Source organism: Bacillus sp. AMCV2 (assembly GCF_056033925.1).
The window spans coordinates 999184-1020733 of record NZ_JBVYIB010000002.1; the positions used below are offsets into that span (position 1 = coordinate 999184).

Below are 21550 nucleotides of genomic sequence, written 5' to 3' on the forward strand. Positions count from 1 at the left end.
TTAAAGGAGAACATGATGAGTTTTCACAACCAGCCGATCTTACCGGCTATTCGCAATATGAAGCAATTTGATGAGTTTTTGAACAGTTCGTTCTCTTACGGTGTTATTCTTGATATTCATCTCGGCCAGCTGAAGGGCGTGATCAAAGAAGCGCAAAAGCACGGAAAGAACATGATGGTGCACGTCGATCTCATTCAAGGGATTAAGCATGACGAATACGGTGCGGAATTTATATGTCAGGATATCAAGCCCGCTGGGATTATTTCCACAAGATCGAACGTGATTGCCAAAGCGAAGCAGAAGAAAATTTATGCCATTCAGCGCCTGTTTTTGCTTGATACAAGCGCGATGGAGAAAAGCATGGAGTTTATCGGCAAGCATAAGCCTGACTTCATCGAAGTGCTTCCCGGCATCGTTCCGTCACTCATTCAGGAAATAAAAGAGAAAACAGGGATTCCCATCTTTGCCGGGGGTTTCATCCGTACGGAAGAGGATGTAGAGCAGGCATTGAAAGCGGGGGCTGTAGCTGTCACAACATCTAATGCCAAATTATGGAAAAAATATGAAAACTTTTTGACGGAAAGTGATTGACACCGCTTTCATGCACTGATACAATTGCACTAGGTTAATACATTGTGATGGAGAACTCGGAGACCACAGCAGCTCTTTACGGCAAATGTTTATGCACCCGTAAAGCGGTTTGTTGTGGTTTTTTTATTCTCTTCTTCTCTATCATGCTTTTTAATCGTGACTTTAGGAGGAATGTGCTATGACAGCATTTTGGGGAGAAGTCATCGGTACGATGCTGCTTATCATTTTTGGTGCAGGTGTTTGTGCAGGTGTCAATTTAAAGAAATCGCTTTCATTCCAGTCTGGCTGGATTGTTGTTGTATTTGGATGGGGATTGGGTGTTGCCATGGCGGCATACGCGGTTGGCGGCATCAGCGGCGCCCATTTGAATCCGGCGCTAACGATAGCGCTTGCATTTGTAGGAGATTTTCCATGGAAAGAGGTTCCGGTTTATATTGCGGCGCAAATGATCGGAGCGATCATCGGTGCGGTGATTATTTATCTGCATTACCTCCCGCACTGGAAGTCAACGGATGATCCCGCTGCCAAGCTGGGTGTTTTCTCAACAGGGCCCAGCATTCCGCATACATTTGCAAACGTTTTAAGCGAAGTGATTGGGACATTTGTCCTTGTGCTTGGAATCTTGGCCATTGGGGCAAATCAATTTACAGAAGGACTTAATCCTTTAATCGTCGGTTTCCTCATTGTAGCAATCGGTATTTCTCTGGGAGGCACCACCGGCTATGCTATTAATCCTGCGCGTGACTTAGGTCCGCGGATAGCCCACGCTTTTCTTCCGATTCCGGGGAAGGGCTCATCAAACTGGAAATACGCATGGGTTCCGGTAGTCGGCCCGATTTTAGGCGGATCATTCGGCGGCGTATTTTACAACGCTGCATTTAAAGGGCACATCACAAGCAGCTTCTGGATTGTAAGCGTTATATTGGTTGTGGTATTGTTAGGACTCTATGTTTATACGAAATCACATTCTGCTAAAACATTATCAAATTCTAAATATATTTAATCAAAGGGGAGACATCTTATGGAAACGTACATTTTATCCTTAGATCAGGGGACGACAAGTTCAAGAGCGATTCTGTTTAATAAAGAAGGCAAAATTGTCCACTCTGCTCAAAAGGAATTTACACAATACTTCCCGCATCCTGGCTGGGTTGAGCATAATGCCAATGAAATTTGGGGCTCTGTCCTCGCGGTTATCGCCTCAGTCATCTCTGAATCAGGAATCAGCGCTTCTCAAATTGCCGGCATCGGCATCACGAACCAGCGCGAGACGACGGTTGTGTGGGATAAAGATACAGGAAGTCCTGTCTATAATGCAATCGTTTGGCAGTCCAGACAGACGTCCGGCATTTGTGAGGAACTTCGTGAAAAAGGATATAATGATAAATTCAGAGAAAAAACCGGGCTTTTAATCGATCCATACTTCTCCGGCACGAAGGTGAAGTGGATTTTAGACAATGTGGAAGGCGCAAGAGAAAAAGCGGAAAAAGGCGAGCTGCTGTTTGGAACGATTGATACGTGGCTCATTTGGAAAATGTCAGGCGGAAAAGCGCATGTGACCGATTACTCCAATGCCTCAAGAACACTGATGTTTAATATTTACGATTTAAAATGGGACGATGAACTGCTCGACATTCTAGGCGTACCGAAATCCATGCTCCCTGAAGTGAAGCCGTCTTCCCATGTGTATGCGGAGACTGTTGATTATCACTTCTTCGGAAAAAATATTCCGATTGCGGGAGCGGCAGGAGACCAGCAGTCCGCATTGTTCGGCCAGGCATGCTTTGAAGAAGGCATGGGGAAAAACACATACGGCACTGGATGTTTCATGCTGATGAATACCGGGGAAAAAGCAATTAAGTCCGAACATGGGCTTTTGACAACAATTGCTTGGGGCATTGACGGAAAAGTGAACTATGCGTTAGAAGGAAGCATTTTTGTCGCTGGCTCTGCCATCCAGTGGCTTAGAGACGGATTGAGAATGTTCCAGGACTCTTCGCTTAGCGAATCATATGCAGAGAAAGTGGATTCAACTGACGGCGTATATGTCGTTCCGGCCTTTGTCGGACTGGGAACGCCTTACTGGGACAGCGATGTGCGCGGTTCGGTTTTCGGCCTGACAAGAGGGACAACAAAAGAGCACTTTATCCGTGCGACACTGGAGTCATTGGCTTATCAGACAAAAGATGTGCTTGACGCAATGGAAGCAGATTCAAACATTTCATTAAAGACGCTTCGTGTAGACGGAGGAGCTGTAAAAAACAATTTCCTAATGCAGTTCCAAGGAGACCTGTTGAATGTTCCTGTGGAGCGTCCGGAAATTAATGAAACGACTGCACTTGGCGCGGCTTATTTGGCAGGTATCGCTGTGGGATTCTGGAAGGACCGTTCTGAAATCGCGAACCAGTGGAATCTGGATAAACGGTTTGAACCTGAATTAGAAGAAGAAAAACGAAATGAGCTGTATAAAGGCTGGCAAAAAGCCGTGAAAGCAGCTATGGCTTTTAAATAAAGTAATACTATGGTATAATGGTTACAAGTTAATAAGAACGGTCCTGAGATGAGGAGAGACCACAGCACCAAAGTGTAAGCATGCACTTTGGCTGTTGTGGTCTCTTTTTCTATTTACCGTGACAACAAGGAGGAAACGTAATGATGAAACATCAATTTTCAAGTCTTGAAAGAGATCGCATGCTGACAGACATGACGAAAAAAACATATGACCTATTTATTATCGGAGGAGGAATTACAGGAGCCGGAACAGCTCTTGACGCGGCATCAAGGGGAATGAAGGTCGCACTAAGCGAAATGCAGGACTTTGCGGCGGGAACATCAAGCCGATCAACGAAGCTGGTACATGGCGGCTTGCGCTATTTAAAACAATTTGAAGTGAAAATGGTCGCTGAGGTAGGAAAAGAGCGGGCGATTGTGTATGAAAACGGCCCGCATGTCACTACACCGGAATGGATGCTGCTTCCGTTTCATAAAGGCGGCACATTCGGTTCATTTACAACATCTATCGGGTTAAGAGTTTATGACTTCCTTGCAGGTGTGAAAAAGTCAGAACGAAGAAGCATGCTTTCAGCAAAAGAAACGCTGCAAAAAGAGCCTTTGGTGAAAAAAGACGGCTTAAAAGGCGGCGGGTATTATGTGGAATACCGCACTGACGATGCGAGACTGACCATCGAAGTCATGAAGGAAGCGGTGAAATTCGGGGCAGAGCCTGTGAATTACTCCAAAGTGAAGGAGCTTCTTTACGAAAAAGGCAAAGCCGTCGGCGTATTAATTGAAGATGTGCTGACAAAGAAAGAATATAAAGTGTATGCGAAAAAAATTGTCAATGCTACAGGCCCTTGGGTCGATCAGCTCAGAGAAAAAGACCATTCGAAAAACGGAAAGCATTTGCAGCATACAAAAGGCATTCACCTTGTATTTGACCAGTCTGTCTTTCCGCTGAAACAGGCTGTATATTTCGATACACCTGATGGCCGGATGGTATTTGCGATTCCTCGTGAAGGCAAAACATACGTGGGAACAACAGACACTGTTTACAAAGAGGCGCTGGAGCATCCTCGGATGACAACGGAGGATCGTGATTATGTCATCAAATCAATCAATTACATGTTCCCGGAACTGAATATCACTGCGAATGACATCGAATCCAGCTGGGCGGGGCTGCGTCCGCTGATTCATGAAGAAGGCAAAGATCCTTCTGAAATTTCACGGAAAGACGAGATTTGGACATCTGACTCAGGCCTGATCACCATTGCCGGCGGAAAACTGACTGGATACAGAAAAATGGCGGAGCACATCGTTGATCTTGTCCGTGATCGCTTAAAAGAAGAGGGCGAAAAGGATTTTGGACCATGTAAAACGAAAAACATGCCAATCTCTGGCGGGCACGTCGGCGGTTCGAAAAATCTCATGTCCTTCGTTACCACGAAAACAAAAGAAGGAATTGCAGCCGGTTTATCAGAAAAAGACGCAAAACAGCTGGCGATCAGATACGGCTCTAACGTAGATCGCGTCTTTGACCGGGTAGAAGCGCTGAAAGATGAAGCCGCGAAACGCAACATTCCGGTTCATATTCTTGCTGAGGCAGAATACAGTATAGAAGAAGAGATGACTGCAACCCCTGCTGACTTCTTTGTCCGCAGAACGGGACGTTTATTTTTTGATATCAATTGGGTAAGAACATATAAAGATGCCGTTATTGATTTTATGAGCGAGCGATTCCAATGGGATGAGCAGGCGAAAAACAAACATACAGAAAACCTCAACAAGCTTTTACACGATGCGGTCGTACCGCTTGAGCAATAAATCATAACGGGCTGTCTGCAGCCCGTTATTTCTTTTTACGTGGAAAGGGCCAGATCTCAGGTTATCAAGTGACAGAGGCACCCGCTTCATATAAAATAATGGCATAAGCTGATACATAGGAGGACGAATATGACTTGGAGAAAGAGCTATGAACGCTGGAAACAGACAGAACATTTAGATCCGGAATTAAAAGAGCGCCTTATTGAATTAGAGGGAGATGAACAGGCCCTTGAGGACTGTTTCTATAAAGACCTTGAATTCGGTACCGGCGGAATGCGCGGGGAAATCGGCGCCGGGACAAATCGGATGAATATTTACACTGTGCGCAAAGCATCGGCCGGGTTTGCGGCATACATCTCGAAGCAAGGTGAGGAAGCGAAAAAACGGGGCGTTGTCATTGCTTATGATTCCCGCCATAAATCTCCGGAGTTCGCGATGGAAGCGGCAAAAACACTTGCGACACAAGGCATCCAAACATACGTGTTTGATGAGCTTCGCCCGACGCCAGAGCTGTCATTCGCTGTCAGACAGCTGAACGCTTATGGTGGAATTGTGGTAACGGCAAGCCATAACCCGCCTGAATATAACGGCTACAAAGTATATGGGGATGATGGCGGTCAGCTGCCTCCAAAGGAAGCGGACATTGTCATTGAGCAGGTAAACGCGATTGAAAATGAGCTGACGATCACAGTAGACGAAGAAAATAAGTTAAAAGAAAAAGGCTTAATTAAAATCATCGGTGAAGATATTGATAAAGTTTATACAGAAAAACTGGCGTCGATTTCTGTACATCCTGAATTATCGGAAGAAGTAGATGTAAAGGTTGTTTTCACACCGCTGCATGGAACTGCAAATAAACCGGTCAGACGCGGTCTTGAAGCACTCGGCTACAAAAATGTAACGGTTGTCAAAGAACAGGAACTGCCGGATTCAAACTTCTCCACTGTTACATCGCCGAACCCGGAAGAGCATGCGGCATTCGAATATGCCATTAAGCTTGGGGAGGAGCAGAATGCAGATATTCTCATCGCCACAGACCCTGATGCTGACCGCCTCGGCATCGCGGTGAAAAACGATCAAGGCAAATATACAGTGCTGACAGGAAACCAAACCGGAGCGCTGCTGCTTCATTACCTGCTTTCTGAAAAGAAAAAACAAGGCATCCTGCCTGATAACGGTGTTGTTCTCAAAACGATCGTCACAAGCGAAATCGGCCGTGCTGTAGCTTCTTCATTCGGCCTTGATACGATTGATACGCTGACAGGCTTTAAGTTTATCGGTGAAAAGATCAAGGAATACGAGGCATCAGGCCAGTATACCTTCCAATTTGGTTATGAAGAGAGCTACGGTTATTTAATCGGGGATTTTGCCCGCGATAAGGACGCCATTCAGGCTGCGCTTTTGGCAGTTGAAGTTTGCGCGTTCTATAAAAAACAGGGAATGTCTTTGTATGAGGCGCTCATCAATCTCTTTAACGAGTATGGTTTTTATCGTGAAGGGCTGAAATCCCTGACGCTGAAAGGCAAACAAGGAGCAGAGCAAATTGAAGCGATTCTTGCTTCCTTCAGACAAAATCCACCGCAGAAAATGGCGGGCAAACAGGTTGTCACAGCAGAAGATTACGCTGTAAGCAAACGGACGCTTCTGACTGAAAACAAAGAAGAAGCCATCGACTTGCCAAAATCAAATGTATTGAAATACTTCCTGGAAGACGGGTCTTGGTTCTGTCTTCGTCCTTCTGGAACTGAGCCGAAGGTGAAATTTTATTTCGCCGTAAAAGGGTCATCTTTGGAAGACAGTGAACAGCGTCTTGCCTCCCTTTCTGAAGATGTAATGAAGACGGTGGATGAAATTGTTGAGTCGACAGCAAAATAATTCAAGTATGAGCTGGGTCATTGTAAATGATCCGGCTTTTTCTTTTTCTCATCCAAAAGTCTGAAAGAAAATCATCCTACAAGTGAAGTAATGAAATACAAAAAACTGGTATAATCTTAAATACAAGATCAATGCCGGAGTGAGAAACGTGAGCAAAACGAGGATGGAAAAATTAAAAACGCTTAAAATGATTGCGGAAACCTTAAATCAAGGGCACGATATCAAAGCAACACTGGATGAGGTTTTAAAAGAGTTGCTGAGTCTGACAAACCTTCAATCCGGATGGATTTTTCTGATCGAAGAAGATGGAACTTATACGTTAGCGGCCGACGCGTATCTGCCTCCGGCTTTAAGCCGCAAGGAAAAAGTGCTGATGTGCGAAGGGGAGTGTTACTGCCTGACGAAATTCAATAACGGAGGGCTTAGAAAGGCTGCAAATATCATGAACTGCAAACGCATCGAATCAGCAGAAAACCTGCATTGTTTTGACACAGAAGGGATTACGCATCATGCAACTGTGCCTTTAGAAGATGGGGACAGAAGATTCGGATTGTTAAATGTAGCGGCGGCCGGAAAAACCATGTTTGATGAGGAAGAGCTGCATTTACTCGAGTCTGTCGCCTTTCAGATCGGAACGGCAATTCAGCGTATGAGACTTTCTGAATATCAACAAAAAAATGCTCTTTTAATGGAGCGTAACCGCCTCGCTCAGGAGCTTCACGATTCAGTCAATCAAATGCTGTTTTCCGTCAGTTTAACTGCCAAAGCTGCGAAGACACTAACAAAAGATGAGAATTTACAGCAGATGATTGATTTCATCCAAAACCTATCACAGGACGCGCTCGCAGAAATGAAAGCGTTAATTTGGCAGCTTCGCCCCGGAGGATTGGAAAAAGGGCTGGCTGAAGCCATTAAAAGCTATGGTGCGCTCATTGGATTGAAGATCATTTTTACACAAAAAGGCTGTCCTGTTCTGACTGATGAGCAGGAGCATATGCTATGGCGTGTCGTACAGGAAGCTTTAAATAACTGCAAAAAGCATGCCGGAACGGATACGGCGTATGTTAGTCTGACTGCTTCTTTGTGCCATGCGGAGCTGGATATCATCGATCATGGGGCAGGATTTCGCTATGAAGCGCATGCCGGTCTGCCTTCACTTGGCATCAAGGGTATGAAAGAACGGGCGGAAAAAGCCGGCGCTAAGTTTTGGATTGAGTCAGCGCTTGGAACTGGAACAAAGCTGTCCATCAGGCTTCCGCTAAAAAGCCGAAAAGGAGGGGCGGTATGAAAATTGTCATTGCTGATGATCATCATGTTGTCAGAAAGGGTCTGCGTTTTTTCTTTGCCATCCAGGATGATATTGAAGTTGTCGGAGAAGCTGCAACCGGAATAGAAGCTCTCCGTATCATCGAAGAGACAAAGCCGGATCTTGTGCTAATGGATCTGTCTATGCCCGAGATGGACGGCATTCAAGCCATTAAAAAAGCAATACAGCAATTCCCGGAGACGAATATCATTGTGCTGACGAGCTACTCTGATCAGGAGCACGTCATCCCCGCGCTTCAGGCAGGCGCGAAGGCGTATCAATTAAAGGATACGGAGCCCGAGGAATTGGTGAAAACACTAAGACAAGTGCATGCTGGCGAATACAAGCTTTCTACAGCTATTATGCCCCATGTGCTGACACATATGAAAAATCAGCACGACCCGGAAAAAGAAAAATACTATCAATTAACAAGAAGGGAAAAAGACGTTCTGACTGAAATAGCGAACGGGAAAAGCAATAAAGAAATCGCAGCAGCCTTGTTTATTTCAGAAAAAACAGTAAAAACCCATGTATCGAATCTTTTAGCAAAACTTGAAGTGGCTGATCGTACGCAAGCAGCGCTTTTCGCAGTGAAATATAACCTGAATGGAGAGATCTCGAAATGAACATGTTAGTCATAAATGGCACGCCTAGAAAACATGGCAGGACAAGAATTGCAGCATCCTATATTTCAGCACTGTATCACACGGATTTGATTGATCTAAGTGAGTTTGTATTGCCGATTTTTAACGGTGAAGCGGATCAATCTGAACTGTTGAAGGTACAGGAGCTTAAACAACGCGTTACTAAAGCGGAAGCGATTGTATTATTATCACCTGAATATCATAGCGGCATGAGCGGCGCTTTAAAAAATGCCTTGGATTTTCTAAGCAGCGAACAATTCAAATATAAGCCCGTTGCATTATTGGCAGTAGCGGGAGGCGGAAAAGGCGGCATCAATGCGCTGAACAATATGAGAACTGTGATGCGGGGTGTCTACGCCAATGTCATTCCGAAGCAGCTGGTGCTTGATCCGGTGCATATTGATGTTGAAAATGCTACAGTGGCTGAAAACATTAAGGAAAGCTTAAAAGAGCTTGTCGAAGAACTCAGCATGTTCGCAAAAGCAGGAAATCCCGGCGTCTAAACGCCGGGATTTGTTTATGTGAGAAGGGCTATTTGATCTTCATAAGTCAGCTCTGTGGCATGATCAATATAACGGAGAAGGGAATACAGCATCTTTTCTAAAACGGCGTAATCCTGTTCAAAATGATACGCATGCAGAAAATGCTCAATTCGTTTGGACAACAAATCGTCCTCTGTACGCACCATTAAAATTAATAAATTATCCCATTGAGAACGATGGGTGTAATAAAGCGCTTTATCGTAATCGGCATAATCCATGAATCGCTTCTCCTTTCTTGGGTGAGAAGTTCATGATTAGTTTATGCCGCATCCTCTGTTATTGACGGGGCAAAACTTGCCGTCTGCGTCAGTAAAGGGGTAGCAATATGAGGGAGACATAAAATCAAAATGCCTGAATGAAGATATCGCTTTTGGTAAACCTATGAGGGAACATATTCTGGGTACAGGAGACTGAAAAAATGAAATCTCTGCCGTATACCATTGCGCTTCTTTTTTGCGGATTGATTATCGTGTCAATGGCTGCAAAAGGTCATTCAACGGACACAAACGAGTCCGTTCAAAAGTGGGAACAGCTTGCCTGGAGCAAAATTCAGGATGAATATAAGGGCGCTTCATTTTCTGATTATGCTTATATGGGGCGTACAGAGGTGAATGATCAGCAGACGAAAGATGTCTTTCGGGTGACAGTCAGACAGAAAGATGACACTTTTTCTGTTCGGGCCGAAGTCTATTTTCATCCGGTGACAAATCATATGATCAGCATCAACGTCTTTAGGCTCTAATAAAAAACTGTACAGCCGTTAAGGCCGCACAGTTTCTGTTTTTAGAAATATCGTTTTGCACCGAGATAGCGCTGTTTCCAGTAAGAGTTGTTCATATTGGAAATGACAACTCCGGAATCGTTGGCATTTATGAATTCCCCGTTGCCTAGGTAAATTCCGACGTGGGAAGGGCCGGCTTTATATGTTGTAAAGAAAACGAAATCTCCGACAGCAGGCTGGCTAACTGATTTCATTGTGTTCCAATATCCCGCTGCCGTTAATCTAGATACGGATGTGACTTTGTTCAGTACATAGTAAATGAATCCGCTGCAGTCAAACCCGGACGGTGTCGTGCCTCCCCAGCGATACGGAACCCCAAGCTGCGCTTTAGCGGCCGAAATCATTGTGTTAATCTTCGCACTCGTTGAGCTGGTGGTGTTTGAAGAACCGGATGAAGACGATGATGAAGCTTTTCCGGAAATGACCAGCTTTTGGCCAACCTGCAAGACATCCGTTTTTAAATTGTTTTTCTCGCGAATCTGCTGAGCTGTTACATTAAATTTTTGAGCAATCACCCACAAGGAATCACCGCTTTTCACCGTGTATGTAGTCGTCGTGCCGGAGCTTGCATTTGACGAAGAAGACGACGATGATGAAGAGCCTGAAGATGCTTTACCTGTCAGCTTCAATACTTGTCCAACGTAAAGCACATCTGATTTCAGATTGTTGATATTTCGGATTTGCTGTACAGTCAGGTTATAGTTATTTGCGATTTTCCAAAGTGAATCACCGCTTTTAACGGTATATTTAGTTGTTGCTGAAGTTTGGTTCGATTTGGATGAATTGTCTTTAGAAGACGTATCAGAGCCGCTCGATTTTGTTTTCAACACCTGATTCACGTAAATGATGTCTGATTTTAAGTTGTTCAAGACCTTCAATTCAGCGATGGACATATTGACTTTGTTTGCAATTTTCCAAAGTGAATCTCCAAGCTGCACCTTATATGTTCCCGTAGAAGATGAAGAACTTGAACTCTTATTAGAACTGCTTTTTGAACTTGAGCTTGAACTCTTATTGGAACTGCTTTTTGTACTGGAACTTGAACTTGAAGAAACAGTACCGGACACCTTTAATTTCTGCCCAGCACGAATTAAATCGCTGCTTAGTCCGTTTAATTTTTTCAGTTCCTGCACCGTCATTTTAAACTCATTTGCGATCAGCCAAAGTGAATCTCCGCTTTTCACTGTGTAAACAGAACTTCCGCTCTTCTTGGTTGTTGAGCTTGAAGTAGATGAAGAAGTGCTGGATTTGCTGCCTGGAATAGTAAGCGTCTGGCCGATCGACAGAACAGTAGTCGAAAGATGATTGGCGGATGTGAGGGCCGCCACACTTGTGTTATAGGTTTGGGCCAGTTTCCATAAAGAATCTCCGCTTTTGACCTTAATCGTTGCTGCTTCAGCTGGTGTCACTACTAAAGTTGTGCCGACAATCGCAGATGCTGTCAGCCCTGCTGCTAATTTCTTTTTCATCTTAGCTCTCCTTTTTCCCCCAATGATTTTGCATTTGCTGTTTCTTTTTTATATCGGCACATTTGTCTCATCGTTTTGCCTTTTTATAAAAATAGCCAAATTATCTTAACAATAAGGGGGAAAAAGGGCATAAAAAAAGAAGGAATCTTAATCTATTCCTTCATTTTTAAAAGCTTCATGATATCTTCTTTGTTTTTGACGAGGTCGCGCAGTGTGTATTTGTCTAAAACTGCGAGGTAGGCTAAAAGCGCTTCATTCAGCACATGTTTTAAGCCGCAAACCGGGGAAATAACACAGAGATTCTTGTTCGCATCAAAACATTCAACAATATTAAAATCGTCCTCCGTTTTTCTGACAACCTCACCGATGTTGATGTCTTCAGGTTCCATGCCTAATCGTATGCCGCCGCCCCGTCCGCGTATCGTTTCTACGTAGCCGAGCTGGCCGAGCCTGTATATGACTTTCATGAGATGATTTTTTGAAATAGAATACGTTTCGGCAATCTGTTTTATATTTGAAAGTTCTCCGGGACGCTCTGCAGCCAGAAAAATCAACACTCTTAATGAATAATCTGTATAATTGGTTAACTTCATAATAAGACCTCAGAATAAGACATTTTCTATATCTTATCATAATCGATTGAAAAATGAAAAAAAAGGAATTGAAAAAACATGCACCCAGCTGGGTGCATGTTTTTTGCTTACATGTCATTCGGCGGATTTTGGTTTTTACGGTTTTTTTCGATTTCTGTGTTTTGCATTTTGCGTTCAAATGTAGACAGATAACGTGATGCAAAATCCTTACCGCCAAGGCCGAAGGATAAACCGAAAGCGAGTGCGAAGCCGCTAAGAACGATGATGAACGCGGAATTGACGATTGTCGCAGCGACACCAAGCTGATCCAGGGCCATAAAGAAAGCAAGTGCGATAATCGTATATTTAGCAATAGGCGCTAAAGACTTGAATTCCTGGCTTTTTATCATGCTTGCGAGCACTTTTCTCACCAATTCTCCTGCGTAAAGGCCGAGTCCGAGAATGAATACGGCGACAAGGACATTCGGCAGATACGCGATGATGCCAGTGGCAATTTCTACGAGGAAGTGCAGCCGAACAATTTGAAGCGCCTCAGCTGTAAAGAGCAGAATGACAATGATTTGCGCAATCATACCGACAACTTGAGACAAGGACAGCTTTGCAGGCGTTCCGGCATCCATGCCCATTTTCCCTAAGACAGAATCAAAGCCTGCGCGATGGAGCAGTCCGGACACCATAGATTTCACCCATTTTCCTGCCCAGATACCCGCTAAAACAAGCACGATGGCAATCATGATGTTCGGAAGCATGTTTAAAATCGTATTCAGCATAGAGACAGCCGGTTTTGAAATGCCGGCGACATCCAGCTGATCAAGCGCTGAAATGACCACCGGAATCATAATCAGCACATAAGCGATTGTTCCGATGACTGCTGAAAGGCTTGTATCTTTTAAGTAAATTGATAAACCCATACGTGCCGCGAATCTTTCGGTGCCGATGCTTGCAAGGAAATTCGTAATGATATCACGAACAAGGCGGGCAACAAGCCAGCCGATTAATACGATAAGCGCCGCTGCAAATAATTTCGGCAGAAAAGCGAGCACGCTTTCCATCATATTTGTAAAAGGACCTGAAATGCCGCTGATTTTCAAAGAAGATAAGACCCCTGGCAGAAAAACAAGCAGCACGAGATAAAAGACAATTTGTGAAGCGGTATTGACAGCCTGGTGAATATCTTTTCCTTCAGACACCAAATTCCACTTGCGCAGTTTGTCACTCGTGTTCAGCTTCATCCCGATTTTTTTGACAAGGAAGCTCAAAACAGAGGCTGCAGCCCATCCTAACAGCAGAATGAGTCCGGCTTTCAGCACGCTTGGAATCGCCGCTGCAATCGCCGAAAGCATACTGACAAACGGCGATGCCACTGTTGTCAGGTGCAAAATGTTAAAGAATAAAATAAAGACGATGATCAGTGCGATAAAATAAACGACCTTGCTTATGACTTTTTCTGAGGAATAGCGTGAAGGCTTTTTCCCAGCAAAGAGCTTGTCGTCGATTTTTGTTTTGCTGAGCCCTTTGTATACCGCTTTTTCAATGATTTTAGCGATAGCCCATCCGATTAATAAGACGAGTAAAGCAATGATTACGTTTGGCAGCTTACTGAGATAAGAAGAAAGCATGTCTGCTACATTCAATTGGTATCGCTCCTTTTTTTCGTAGTATGGTGTGTGTTTACCCACTGATCCAATAAGCAAACAGCTGAATGTGCCGGGGGAATTTTTTTCTGCCTGAGTGAGGCTATCATCTTTTGTCTGGCGGGCTCATACATTATAGATAAGTCCAAGTAGGGGGGATTCGGTTGAACGCGGAGGAGAAAAAGGGATTACAGCGGGCAATTGAGGAAATTACCGAAATTGCAAAAGGATTCGGCCTTGATTTCTACCCGATGAGATATGAAATCTGCCCGGCTGAAATTATTTATACATTTGGTGCGTACGGGATGCCGACAAGATTCAGCCACTGGAGCTTCGGCAAGCAGTTTCACAAGATGAAGCTGCACTATGATCTAGGGTTAAGTAAGATCTATGAGCTGGTCATTAACTCAGATCCATGCTACGCTTTTTTGCTGGACAGCAACTCACTGATCCAAAATAAATTGATTGTCGCACACGTTCTTGCCCATTGCGATTTCTTCAAAAACAACTGCCGTTTCCAAAACACGAAGCGCGATATGGTGGAAAGCATGGCGGCAACGGCTGAACGGATAAAACACTATGAGCAGGTTCACGGGATTAAAGAAGTCGAATCTTTTTTAGATGCGATCCTTTCGATTCAGGAGCATATCGATCCGTCGTTGGTCCGACCAAAGCTCCAATGGAGTGTGGATGATGAGGAAGAGGAGATTGAAGAGGCAGCCACGCCTTACGATGATCTATGGTCTTTGGATGAAAAGAAACCGAAAAAACAAGTGAAAAAATCGAAAAAACCGTTCCCGCCGCGGCCTGAAAAAGATATCCTGCTTTTTATCGAGGAGCATTCCCGGGAGCTGGAGCCATGGCAGCGTGATATATTAACGATGATGAGAGAGGAAATGCTTTATTTCTGGCCTCAGCTGGAAACCAAGATTATGAATGAGGGCTGGGCTTCCTATTGGCACCAGCGAATTATACGTGAGCTTGATTTGACCTCTGATGAAGCGATCGAGTTCGCCAAGCTGAATGCAGGTGTCGTTCAGCCGTCCAAAACAGGCATTAATCCTTATTATTTAGGGCTGAAAATATTTGAAGACATTGAAAAGAGGTACAACAACCCGACGGAGGAAATGAAGAAAATGGGCGTGCAGCCTGACTCCGGCCGGGAGAAAATGTTTGAGGTCAGGGAGATTGAATCCGATATCTCTTTCATCCGCAATTATTTAACCAAAGAATTGGTCATGCGCGAGGATCTTTATTTGTTTCAAAAACAGGGCCGAGATTATAAAATCATCGATAAACAGTGGAAGTCGGTGCGCGACCAGCTCGTAAGCATGCGGGTAAATGGCGGATTTCCATATTTGACAGTAAACGACGGCGATTATATGAAAAATAACGAACTCTATATTAAGCATTGGTATGAGGGAATAGAGTTAGATTTGAAATATTTGGAGAAGGTGCTTCCTTATTTATTCCAGCTTTGGGGTAGAAGCGTGCACATTGAGTCTGTGCTTGAGGATAAGGAAGTCATGTTTTCGTACGACGGAAAAGGTGTTCACCGCAGATATTTATAAAAAAGAGGATGCAGCGTTCTGCATCCTTTTTATTTTCCAGTTTTTAAAATCTTAAATATGATGTTTGCCTGGTCCGTATTGTTAATCAATCCGCGGAATTTTTCTTTTCCGGGGCCGTACGCGTATACCGGTACTTCTTCGCCGGTATGATCGGTACTCGTCCATCCGCTGTTGGAGCGGGTATTAAAAATCTTGATAATGGCTTTGTAGGCCCCTTTGCTTTTGTCAGCCTGTGCAGCTGCTTCAACGCTTTTGATCTCTTCAGATGTGACTTTCAGATTGGCATAGCGGGCGAGCACATCTTTAACCGGCTTGCCTTCACTGATTTTTTTGGCCATGAATTCAGGTGTTTTCTTAGCGGAGAGAATCGGTTCTGCGTGCCAATTCTTTTCCCCGTTTGCGCCAATGGTAAAGCCGCCGGTTGTATGGTCAGCAGCTGCAATCACAAGTGTATGTTTGTCTTTTTTCGCAAATTCAATCGCGGCTTTATAGGCCTGTTCAAAATCTTTAACCTCGCTCATGGCTCCTACTGTATCATTGTCATGGGCCGCCCAGTCAATCTGGCTCCCTTCGACCATCAAGAAAAATCCTTTTTTATTTTGGTTCAGGCGATCAATTGCTGAAACCGTCATGTCTTTGAGAGACGGTGTTTTACTGTCACGGTCGAGCGCTTTAGCAAGCCCTCCATCTGCGAAAAGCCCGAGCACCTGCTGATCTTTATTTTTTTTCAATGCTTGTTTCGTTGTCACATAGCTGTAGCCGGCTTGTTTGAATTCCTTTGTCAAGTTTCTGTCCTTGCGGTTAAAATAAGATTTTCCGCCGCCGAGCAGCACGTCTATTTTATGTTTGCCTTTTATTTTGTCATCCATATAGCTGTTGGCGATTTGGTCCATGTTTTTCCGTGATTCATTGTGGGCGCCATATGCGGCTGGAGTGGCGTGGTTAATTTCAGACGTGGCGACAAGCCCTGTTGACTTGCCTTGCTGTTTGGCCTCTTCAAGTACAGATTTCACTTTTTTTCCGTTTTTATCGACGCCAATTGCATTGTTATATGTCTTAACGCCTGTCGCTAATGCTGTTCCGGCTGCTGCTGAATCTGTAATATTATAGTCAGGGTCATCTGGATGCGTCATCATCATGCCTGTCAGGTTCCGGTCAAATTCTGTTAACTTCGGGTTATTCGGTGTGTCACCGTTATTTTTCATGGAACGGTAGGCTCTTATGTAAGGCGTCCCCATGCCGTCGCCTATCATCACAATGACATTTCTGATCTCAGCTTTGTCTTGTTTTTTGGCGCTGGCCTTTTCTGTTTGCTGAAGCTCAGCTCCGGCAAAGATTCCAGCTGTAAGGACAGAAACAGCGGCGATTGGCAGAAGTTTTGATTTCATATTTTGAAACAAACTCATTTTTTTCATGCCTCCTTTAATGTATTCCATTTATCATGTTAGGGAAATTTTGTTAAATGCGGCTGTTGATTATGTAAACAATAAGTAAAGCCTTGTAAGGAAATGAAAAAACACTTTTCGTTATCTTGCCTTATTTGATGTAAAGCATTCATTTTTCAGAAAAATCTTTACCTCTCTGTCTTTGCATGATATGTTTGTTTAAATAAAAAAACTGCGGATAACCGCAGCTCTCCTCGAATATTCTTTATCACTCATTTTTCCGATATGTGAGCCGACCCCGAAAGTTTTTCATTTATTTCCTTTATGTTGAAAAACATCCCATAAAACATGACAAAAGCACTCATTTTTTGTCACCTTTGCAACGAAAATGAAATATTTAATACCCTTAAAAACTTTTTTTTAGAACGAATAATTAAGAAATTTGTCACATGAAGTCAAGACTATTTCTGATGGGAATCTATCCTTATAATAGAAATCAATAAGAATAATTAAAAAAAAGAGATACATATATAGAGAGTTAACATTTGGGGAGGAAAATATGAAAAAGCAAATCATTACAGCTACGACAGCAGTTGTTTTAGGATCGACGTTATTTGCAGGAGCGGCATCTGCACAAAGCATTAAGGTGAAAAAAGGCGACACGTTATGGGATCTTTCAAGAAAATACGACACAACGATCAGTAAAATTAAATCAGAGAACCACCTTCGTTCAGACATTATTTACGTGGGACAAACTTTATCGATTAACGGCAAATCTACAAGTTCAAAAAGCAGCAGTTCTTCTTCCTCTTCTTCTACATACAAAGTAAAGAGCGGGGACAGCCTTTGGAAAATTTCAAAAAAATACGGCATGACAATCAATGAACTGAAGAAGCTGAATGGCTTAAAATCAGATTTGCTTCGTGTTGGACAAGTCCTGAAACTGAAAGGTTCAACTAGTTCAAGCAGCTCCAGCTCATCAAAAGTGTCATCATCTTCCACTTCTACTTATAAAGTGAAGAGCGGAGACAGCCTTTCTAAAATTGCGAGCAAATACGGCACTACGGTTAGCAAATTAAAAAGCTTAAACGGCTTAAAATCAGATGTAATCTATGTCAACCAAGTATTGAAGGTGAAAGGAACAAGCACAAGCAGCTCAAAACCTGCTTCATCTTCATCATCTTCAAGCAGCAAAACGTCATCTACATCACTTAATGTGAGCAAACTGGTTTCTGATGCAAAAGCGTTAGTCGGAACGCCATATAAATGGGGCGGAACGACAACTTCCGGCTTTGACTGCAGCGGATTCATTTGGTACGTACTGAATAAACAAACAAGTGTGGGCAGAACAAGCACTGCAGGATACTGGAGTTCTATGAAGAGCATTGCCAGCCCGTCTGTTGGTGATTTCGTCTTCTTCACAACATATAAATCCGGCCCTTCTCACATGGGGATTTACATTGGAAACAACAGTTTCATTCATGCAGGGTCTGACGGCGTACAAGTCAGCAGCCTGAACAACAGCTACTGGAAGCCTCGTTACCTCGGTGCGAAAAGATTCTAATTTTTAGAGAAAACCCGTTCATTGGAACGGGTTTTTTTCATTAGACGGAGCACAGGCGTTTTGGTTGCTCCTAAAAATGAAAATGTGATAAAAAATCCAAGAATTTTTTTTCTTTCTTATTTTCATAAAGGGCAATCGCGTAAGCGCCTGCATAGGGCAGCTGTACAGACTGATAAGGAATTCTGATCATCTGTTTCTCTGCTAACTCACGCTTTACTGTAGATAAAGGCAGAAATGAAACTCCGAGTCCTTCCTTGATAAACCGTTTCGTTATATGTGTTTGAGTGACCTTCATTGTTCTCACAAATGGAAAAGTCATTCTGACTTGACGGAGCAAGTCGTCCCAGTAATCAGGATGATTGTGGGTCAAAAGCAGGTATTGTTCGAGCACCTCTTTGGCATCAATTTCGTTGTCTTCTATGAAACGCTTATCGGGCGGGGCAACAAGGACGACAGGGTCTTTGTATAAGCAGTGGCAGCTTAAAGAAGAAGACTGTACCTTTAAACAGCTTAGTCCGATATCTGCTTCCCCGGCTTTAATCAGTGACGCGATTTCCGCTGATTCGAAAATCGTAACCGCCATTTCTGTTTCCGTATTCATTGCTGTGTACCGCTTCATGACAGAAGGAAGCACTGTATCTGCAATAAGCGGAGAAACCGCGAGCTGTAAGGTTTGAGAGTAGCCTTGTCTCACTCTGTGAAGCTCTGCCATGCTGTTTTCATAATCATCAAGAAGCCTGAGCGCATACGGCAAATACGCCCTGCCTTCATCAGTCAGCTGGATTTGCCTGCCTTTACGCTCGAACAGCTTGCAGCTGATTTCTTTTTCTAATTGCTTGATATGTACGGTCACAGTGGGCTGAGATAAGAAAAGCGTTTCCGCCGTTTTTCGGAAGTTTTCATATTTTGCAGCGGTCACAAAGGTGTGAAGCCATTTGAAATCCATTTCTATTCTCCCTCTGATTAATATTTTTAATTAATTCCCTTTAAAATATTCATTATTTTTTAAATATTATATTTACTATAATAACAGAAAAGGATAGGGGGAATACAAATGGTACATTACGGATTAAAGGGAATTACATGTGTGGAAACATCCATCAGCCATATTGATGGTGAAAAAGGGCGTCTGATTTACAGAGGACATCATGCAAAAGACATCGCACTGAATCACAGCTTTGAAGAAGCGGCTTATTTGATTTTATTTGGAAAACTGCCTTCAACTGAAGAATTGCAGGTATTTAAAGATAAGCTGGCTGCGGAACGGAATCTTCCGGAACATATTGAGCGCTTGATTCAATCACTGCCAAACAACATGGACGATATGTCGGTGCTGAGAACGGTTGTTTCAGCATTGGGGGAAAATACGTACACATTCCATCCGAAAACAGAAGAAGCAATCAGGCTGATTGCAATCACGCCTTCCATCATTGCATACAGAAAAAGATGGACGCGCGGTGAACAAGCAATTGCACCTTCTTCCCAGTACGGACATGTCGAAAACTACTATTATATGCTCACAGGTGAACAGCCTTCAGAGGCAAAAAAGAAAGCGCTTGAAACCTATATGATTCTGGCCATGGAGCACGGCATGAACGCATCCACTTTTTCAGCACGAGTCACGTTATCTACAGAGAGTGATTTAGTGTCAGCCGTCACGGCTGCTCTCGGCACGATGAAAGGTCCGCTGCACGGAGGCGCTCCTTCTGCGGTGACAAAAATGCTTGAAGACATTGGAGAAAAAGAACATGCTGAAGCATATCTGAAAGAAAAACTCGAAAAAGGAGAGCGCTTGATGGGATTCGGCCACAGGGTGTACAAAACAAAAGACCCGCGGGCAGAAGCTTTGAGACAGAAAGCAGAACAGGTGGCCGGCAATGACCGTGATCTTGATCTTGCGCTGCATGTAGAAGCAGAAGCGATTCGTTTGCTAGAAATCTACAAACCGGGACGTAAGCTGTACACAAATGTTGAATTTTACGCAGCTGCAGTAATGAAGGCCATCGATTTTGACGATGAATTGTTTACTCCGACCTTTTCAGCAAGCCGAATGGTAGGGTGGTGCGCCCATGTGCTGGAACAAGCAGAAAACAACATGATTTTCCGCCCGTCAGCGAAATATACCGGTGCCATTCCCGAAGAAGTTCTTTCATAACATATTTTGGCGTTTATTCATTTCTGTCGTGTGGTAACGTTCAGTATCAACCACATGTCTAGGAGTGATGAATGTGAACCCAATGGACAGACAAACAGAAGGACAAGAACCGCAGCATCAGGACAGACAGCCGGGCATTGAGTCAAAAATGAATCCGCTGCCGCTGTCAGAGGACGAGGATTATCGAGGAAGCGGAAAACTGAAAGGAAAAGTCGCGATCATTACTGGAGGCGACAGCGGAATAGGGAGAGCAGCAGCTATTGCCTTTGCTAAAGAGGGGGCTGATATCTCCATTCTTTACTTAGACGAGCATTCGGACGCAGAGGAAACACGTAAACGGATCGAAAAGGAGAATGTCCGCTGCCTGCTTATCCCGGGAGATGTCGGGGACGAGAACCATTGTGAACAAGCTGTGCGGCAAACAGTGGACCATTTTGGTAAACTCGATATCTTAGTGAACAACGCCGCTGAACAGCATCCCCAGGACAGCATTCTCAATATTTCAACAGAACAGCTGGAAAAAACCTTTCGCACAAATATTTTTTCCATGTTTCATATGACGAAGAGAGCTTTGCCTCACCTGCAAGAGGGGAGTGCCATTATTAATACGACATCGATTACCGCTTATGAAGGGGATACGGCGTTAATTGATTATTCTAGCACAAAGGGTGCGATTGTCTCCTTTACGCGTTCCATGGCGAAGTCGCTTGCAGATAAAGGCATCAGAGTGAATGCGGTGGCGCCCGGTCCGATTTGGACACCGCTTATTCCGGCGACATTCCCTGAGGAAAAAGTGAAACAGCATGGCTTGGATACCCCAATGGGAAGACCGGGACAGCCGGTTGAGCATGCAGGCGCCTATGTTCTGCTGGCGTCTGACGAATCTTCCTATATGACAGGGCAGACCATTCATGTGAATGGCGGCCGTTTTATTTCAACGTAATCAACGAAAAACCAGCTCCAGAGCTGGTTTTTTTGTATGGTAAAAAATTTCAAAATAAAAAATTTGTCGATTTTTCTAACAATTTTGTTTTCATTTTTGCAATTTTATATATAATATTGAGTAGGAGAAAGGAATGATTCGCGACCAGTACAAATATAGTAGAAAAAAAGAAAAATG

General features: G+C 43.8%; 19 protein-coding genes. 13 read left to right on the forward strand and 6 right to left on the reverse strand.

Annotation, left to right across the window (positions count from 1 at the left end; genetic code table 11):
• The first annotated feature begins 12 nt into the window (after positions 1–12).
• The 8 genes from glpP (at position 13) to yhdA (ending at position 9239) form a co-directional block, all read left to right on the forward strand.
• Positions 13–591 (forward strand): glycerol uptake operon antiterminator GlpP, encoded by a 579-nt coding sequence (gene glpP / locus AC0OMA_RS05285; RefSeq protein WP_080344178.1) that lies wholly within the window; start codon positions 13–15, stop codon positions 589–591.
• A gap of 178 nt (positions 592–769) precedes the next feature.
• A complete protein-coding gene (gene glpF, locus AC0OMA_RS05290; RefSeq protein ID WP_003233386.1) occupies positions 770–1594 on the forward strand; it encodes a glycerol uptake facilitator protein GlpF in 825 nt (274 codons plus the stop codon).
• Positions 1595–1612: 18 nt separating this feature from the next.
• Positions 1613–3103 carry a glycerol kinase GlpK gene (glpK, locus tag AC0OMA_RS05295; protein ID WP_003233384.1) on the forward strand — a complete coding sequence of 497 codons (1491 nt, stop codon included), beginning with the start codon at positions 1613–1615 and terminating at the stop codon, positions 3101–3103.
• Between the two features lie 140 nt (positions 3104–3243).
• A complete protein-coding gene (gene glpD, locus AC0OMA_RS05300; protein WP_015383198.1) occupies positions 3244–4911 on the forward strand; it encodes a glycerol-3-phosphate dehydrogenase in 1668 nt (555 codons plus the stop codon).
• A gap of 129 nt (positions 4912–5040) precedes the next feature.
• Entirely contained in the window at positions 5041–6786 is a 1746-nt protein-coding gene (locus AC0OMA_RS05305; protein WP_100506257.1) for a phospho-sugar mutase, read from the forward strand.
• Between the two features lie 148 nt (positions 6787–6934).
• The gene (yhcY, locus tag AC0OMA_RS05310; RefSeq protein ID WP_063334950.1) at positions 6935–8074 is read left to right on the forward strand and encodes a two-component system sensor histidine kinase YhcY; all 1140 of its coding nucleotides are present in this window, start codon (positions 6935–6937) and stop codon (positions 8072–8074) included.
• Positions 8071–8718, forward strand: coding sequence for a two-component system response regulator YhcZ (gene yhcZ, locus AC0OMA_RS05315; protein ID WP_474221956.1), 648 nt, complete (start codon positions 8071–8073; stop codon positions 8716–8718). The genes yhcY and yhcZ overlap by 4 nt, the downstream gene beginning before the upstream one ends.
• Complete coding sequence (gene yhdA, locus AC0OMA_RS05320; RefSeq protein WP_063334951.1) at positions 8715–9239, forward strand: FMN-dependent NADPH-azoreductase; 525 nt, start codon at positions 8715–8717, stop codon at positions 9237–9239. The genes yhcZ and yhdA overlap by 4 nt, the downstream gene beginning before the upstream one ends.
• A gap of 14 nt (positions 9240–9253) precedes the next feature.
• Here the strand turns inward: yhdA and AC0OMA_RS05325 are convergent, their stop codons facing one another.
• The gene (locus AC0OMA_RS05325; RefSeq protein ID WP_003233373.1) at positions 9254–9496 is read right to left on the reverse strand and encodes a YhdB family protein; all 243 of its coding nucleotides are present in this window, start codon (positions 9494–9496) and stop codon (positions 9254–9256) included.
• A gap of 200 nt (positions 9497–9696) precedes the next feature.
• Here AC0OMA_RS05325 and AC0OMA_RS05330 point away from each other — a divergent pair, with 200 nt between their 5' ends.
• Entirely contained in the window at positions 9697–10020 is a 324-nt protein-coding gene (locus tag AC0OMA_RS05330; RefSeq protein WP_014476269.1) for a YqzG/YhdC family protein, read from the forward strand.
• Between the two features lie 41 nt (positions 10021–10061).
• Here AC0OMA_RS05330 and lytF read toward each other — a convergent pair whose 3' ends face one another.
• From lytF to AC0OMA_RS05345, 3 genes are all read right to left on the reverse strand, one after another.
• Positions 10062–11528: a peptidoglycan endopeptidase LytF gene (lytF, locus tag AC0OMA_RS05335; RefSeq protein ID WP_249852602.1), complete on the reverse strand. Its 1467-nt coding sequence runs from the start codon at positions 11526–11528 to the stop codon at positions 10062–10064.
• 152 nt (positions 11529–11680) lie between these two features.
• Positions 11681–12121 (reverse strand): nitric oxide-sensing transcriptional repressor NsrR, encoded by a 441-nt coding sequence (gene nsrR / locus AC0OMA_RS05340; RefSeq protein WP_014479293.1) that lies wholly within the window; start codon positions 12119–12121, stop codon positions 11681–11683.
• 107 nt (positions 12122–12228) lie between these two features.
• A complete protein-coding gene (locus tag AC0OMA_RS05345; RefSeq protein ID WP_474221957.1) occupies positions 12229–13755 on the reverse strand; it encodes a mechanosensitive ion channel in 1527 nt (508 codons plus the stop codon).
• Positions 13756–13919: 164 nt separating this feature from the next.
• Between AC0OMA_RS05345 and spoVR the strand changes: the two genes are divergently transcribed.
• Positions 13920–15326, forward strand: a complete 1407-nt coding sequence (gene spoVR / locus AC0OMA_RS05350; RefSeq protein WP_003233364.1) for a stage V sporulation protein SpoVR — start codon at positions 13920–13922, stop codon at positions 15324–15326.
• Between the two features lie 29 nt (positions 15327–15355).
• Here spoVR and phoA read toward each other — a convergent pair whose 3' ends face one another.
• On the reverse strand, positions 15356–16741 hold the full coding sequence (gene phoA / locus AC0OMA_RS05355; RefSeq protein ID WP_251218183.1) for an alkaline phosphatase PhoA: 1386 nt from the start codon (positions 16739–16741) through the stop codon (positions 15356–15358).
• Positions 16742–17270: 529 nt separating this feature from the next.
• On the opposite strand from phoA, the gene lytE reads away from it, so the two are divergent.
• Positions 17271–18275 carry a peptidoglycan endopeptidase LytE gene (gene lytE / locus AC0OMA_RS05360; RefSeq protein WP_063334956.1) on the forward strand — a complete coding sequence of 335 codons (1005 nt, stop codon included), beginning with the start codon at positions 17271–17273 and terminating at the stop codon, positions 18273–18275.
• A gap of 70 nt (positions 18276–18345) precedes the next feature.
• Here lytE and citR read toward each other — a convergent pair whose 3' ends face one another.
• A complete protein-coding gene (citR, locus tag AC0OMA_RS05365; RefSeq protein WP_003233357.1) occupies positions 18346–19221 on the reverse strand; it encodes a transcriptional regulator CitR in 876 nt (291 codons plus the stop codon).
• Positions 19222–19329: 108 nt separating this feature from the next.
• Between citR and citA the strand changes: the two genes are divergently transcribed.
• Together citA and AC0OMA_RS05375 are read left to right on the forward strand one after the other, a co-directional pair.
• Entirely contained in the window at positions 19330–20430 is a 1101-nt protein-coding gene (gene citA / locus AC0OMA_RS05370) for a citrate synthase CitA (RefSeq protein ID WP_047182345.1), read from the forward strand.
• Between the two features lie 73 nt (positions 20431–20503).
• Positions 20504–21373, forward strand: a complete 870-nt coding sequence (locus tag AC0OMA_RS05375; protein WP_181218680.1) for an SDR family oxidoreductase — start codon at positions 20504–20506, stop codon at positions 21371–21373.
• Positions 21374–21550 lie beyond the last annotated feature (177 nt).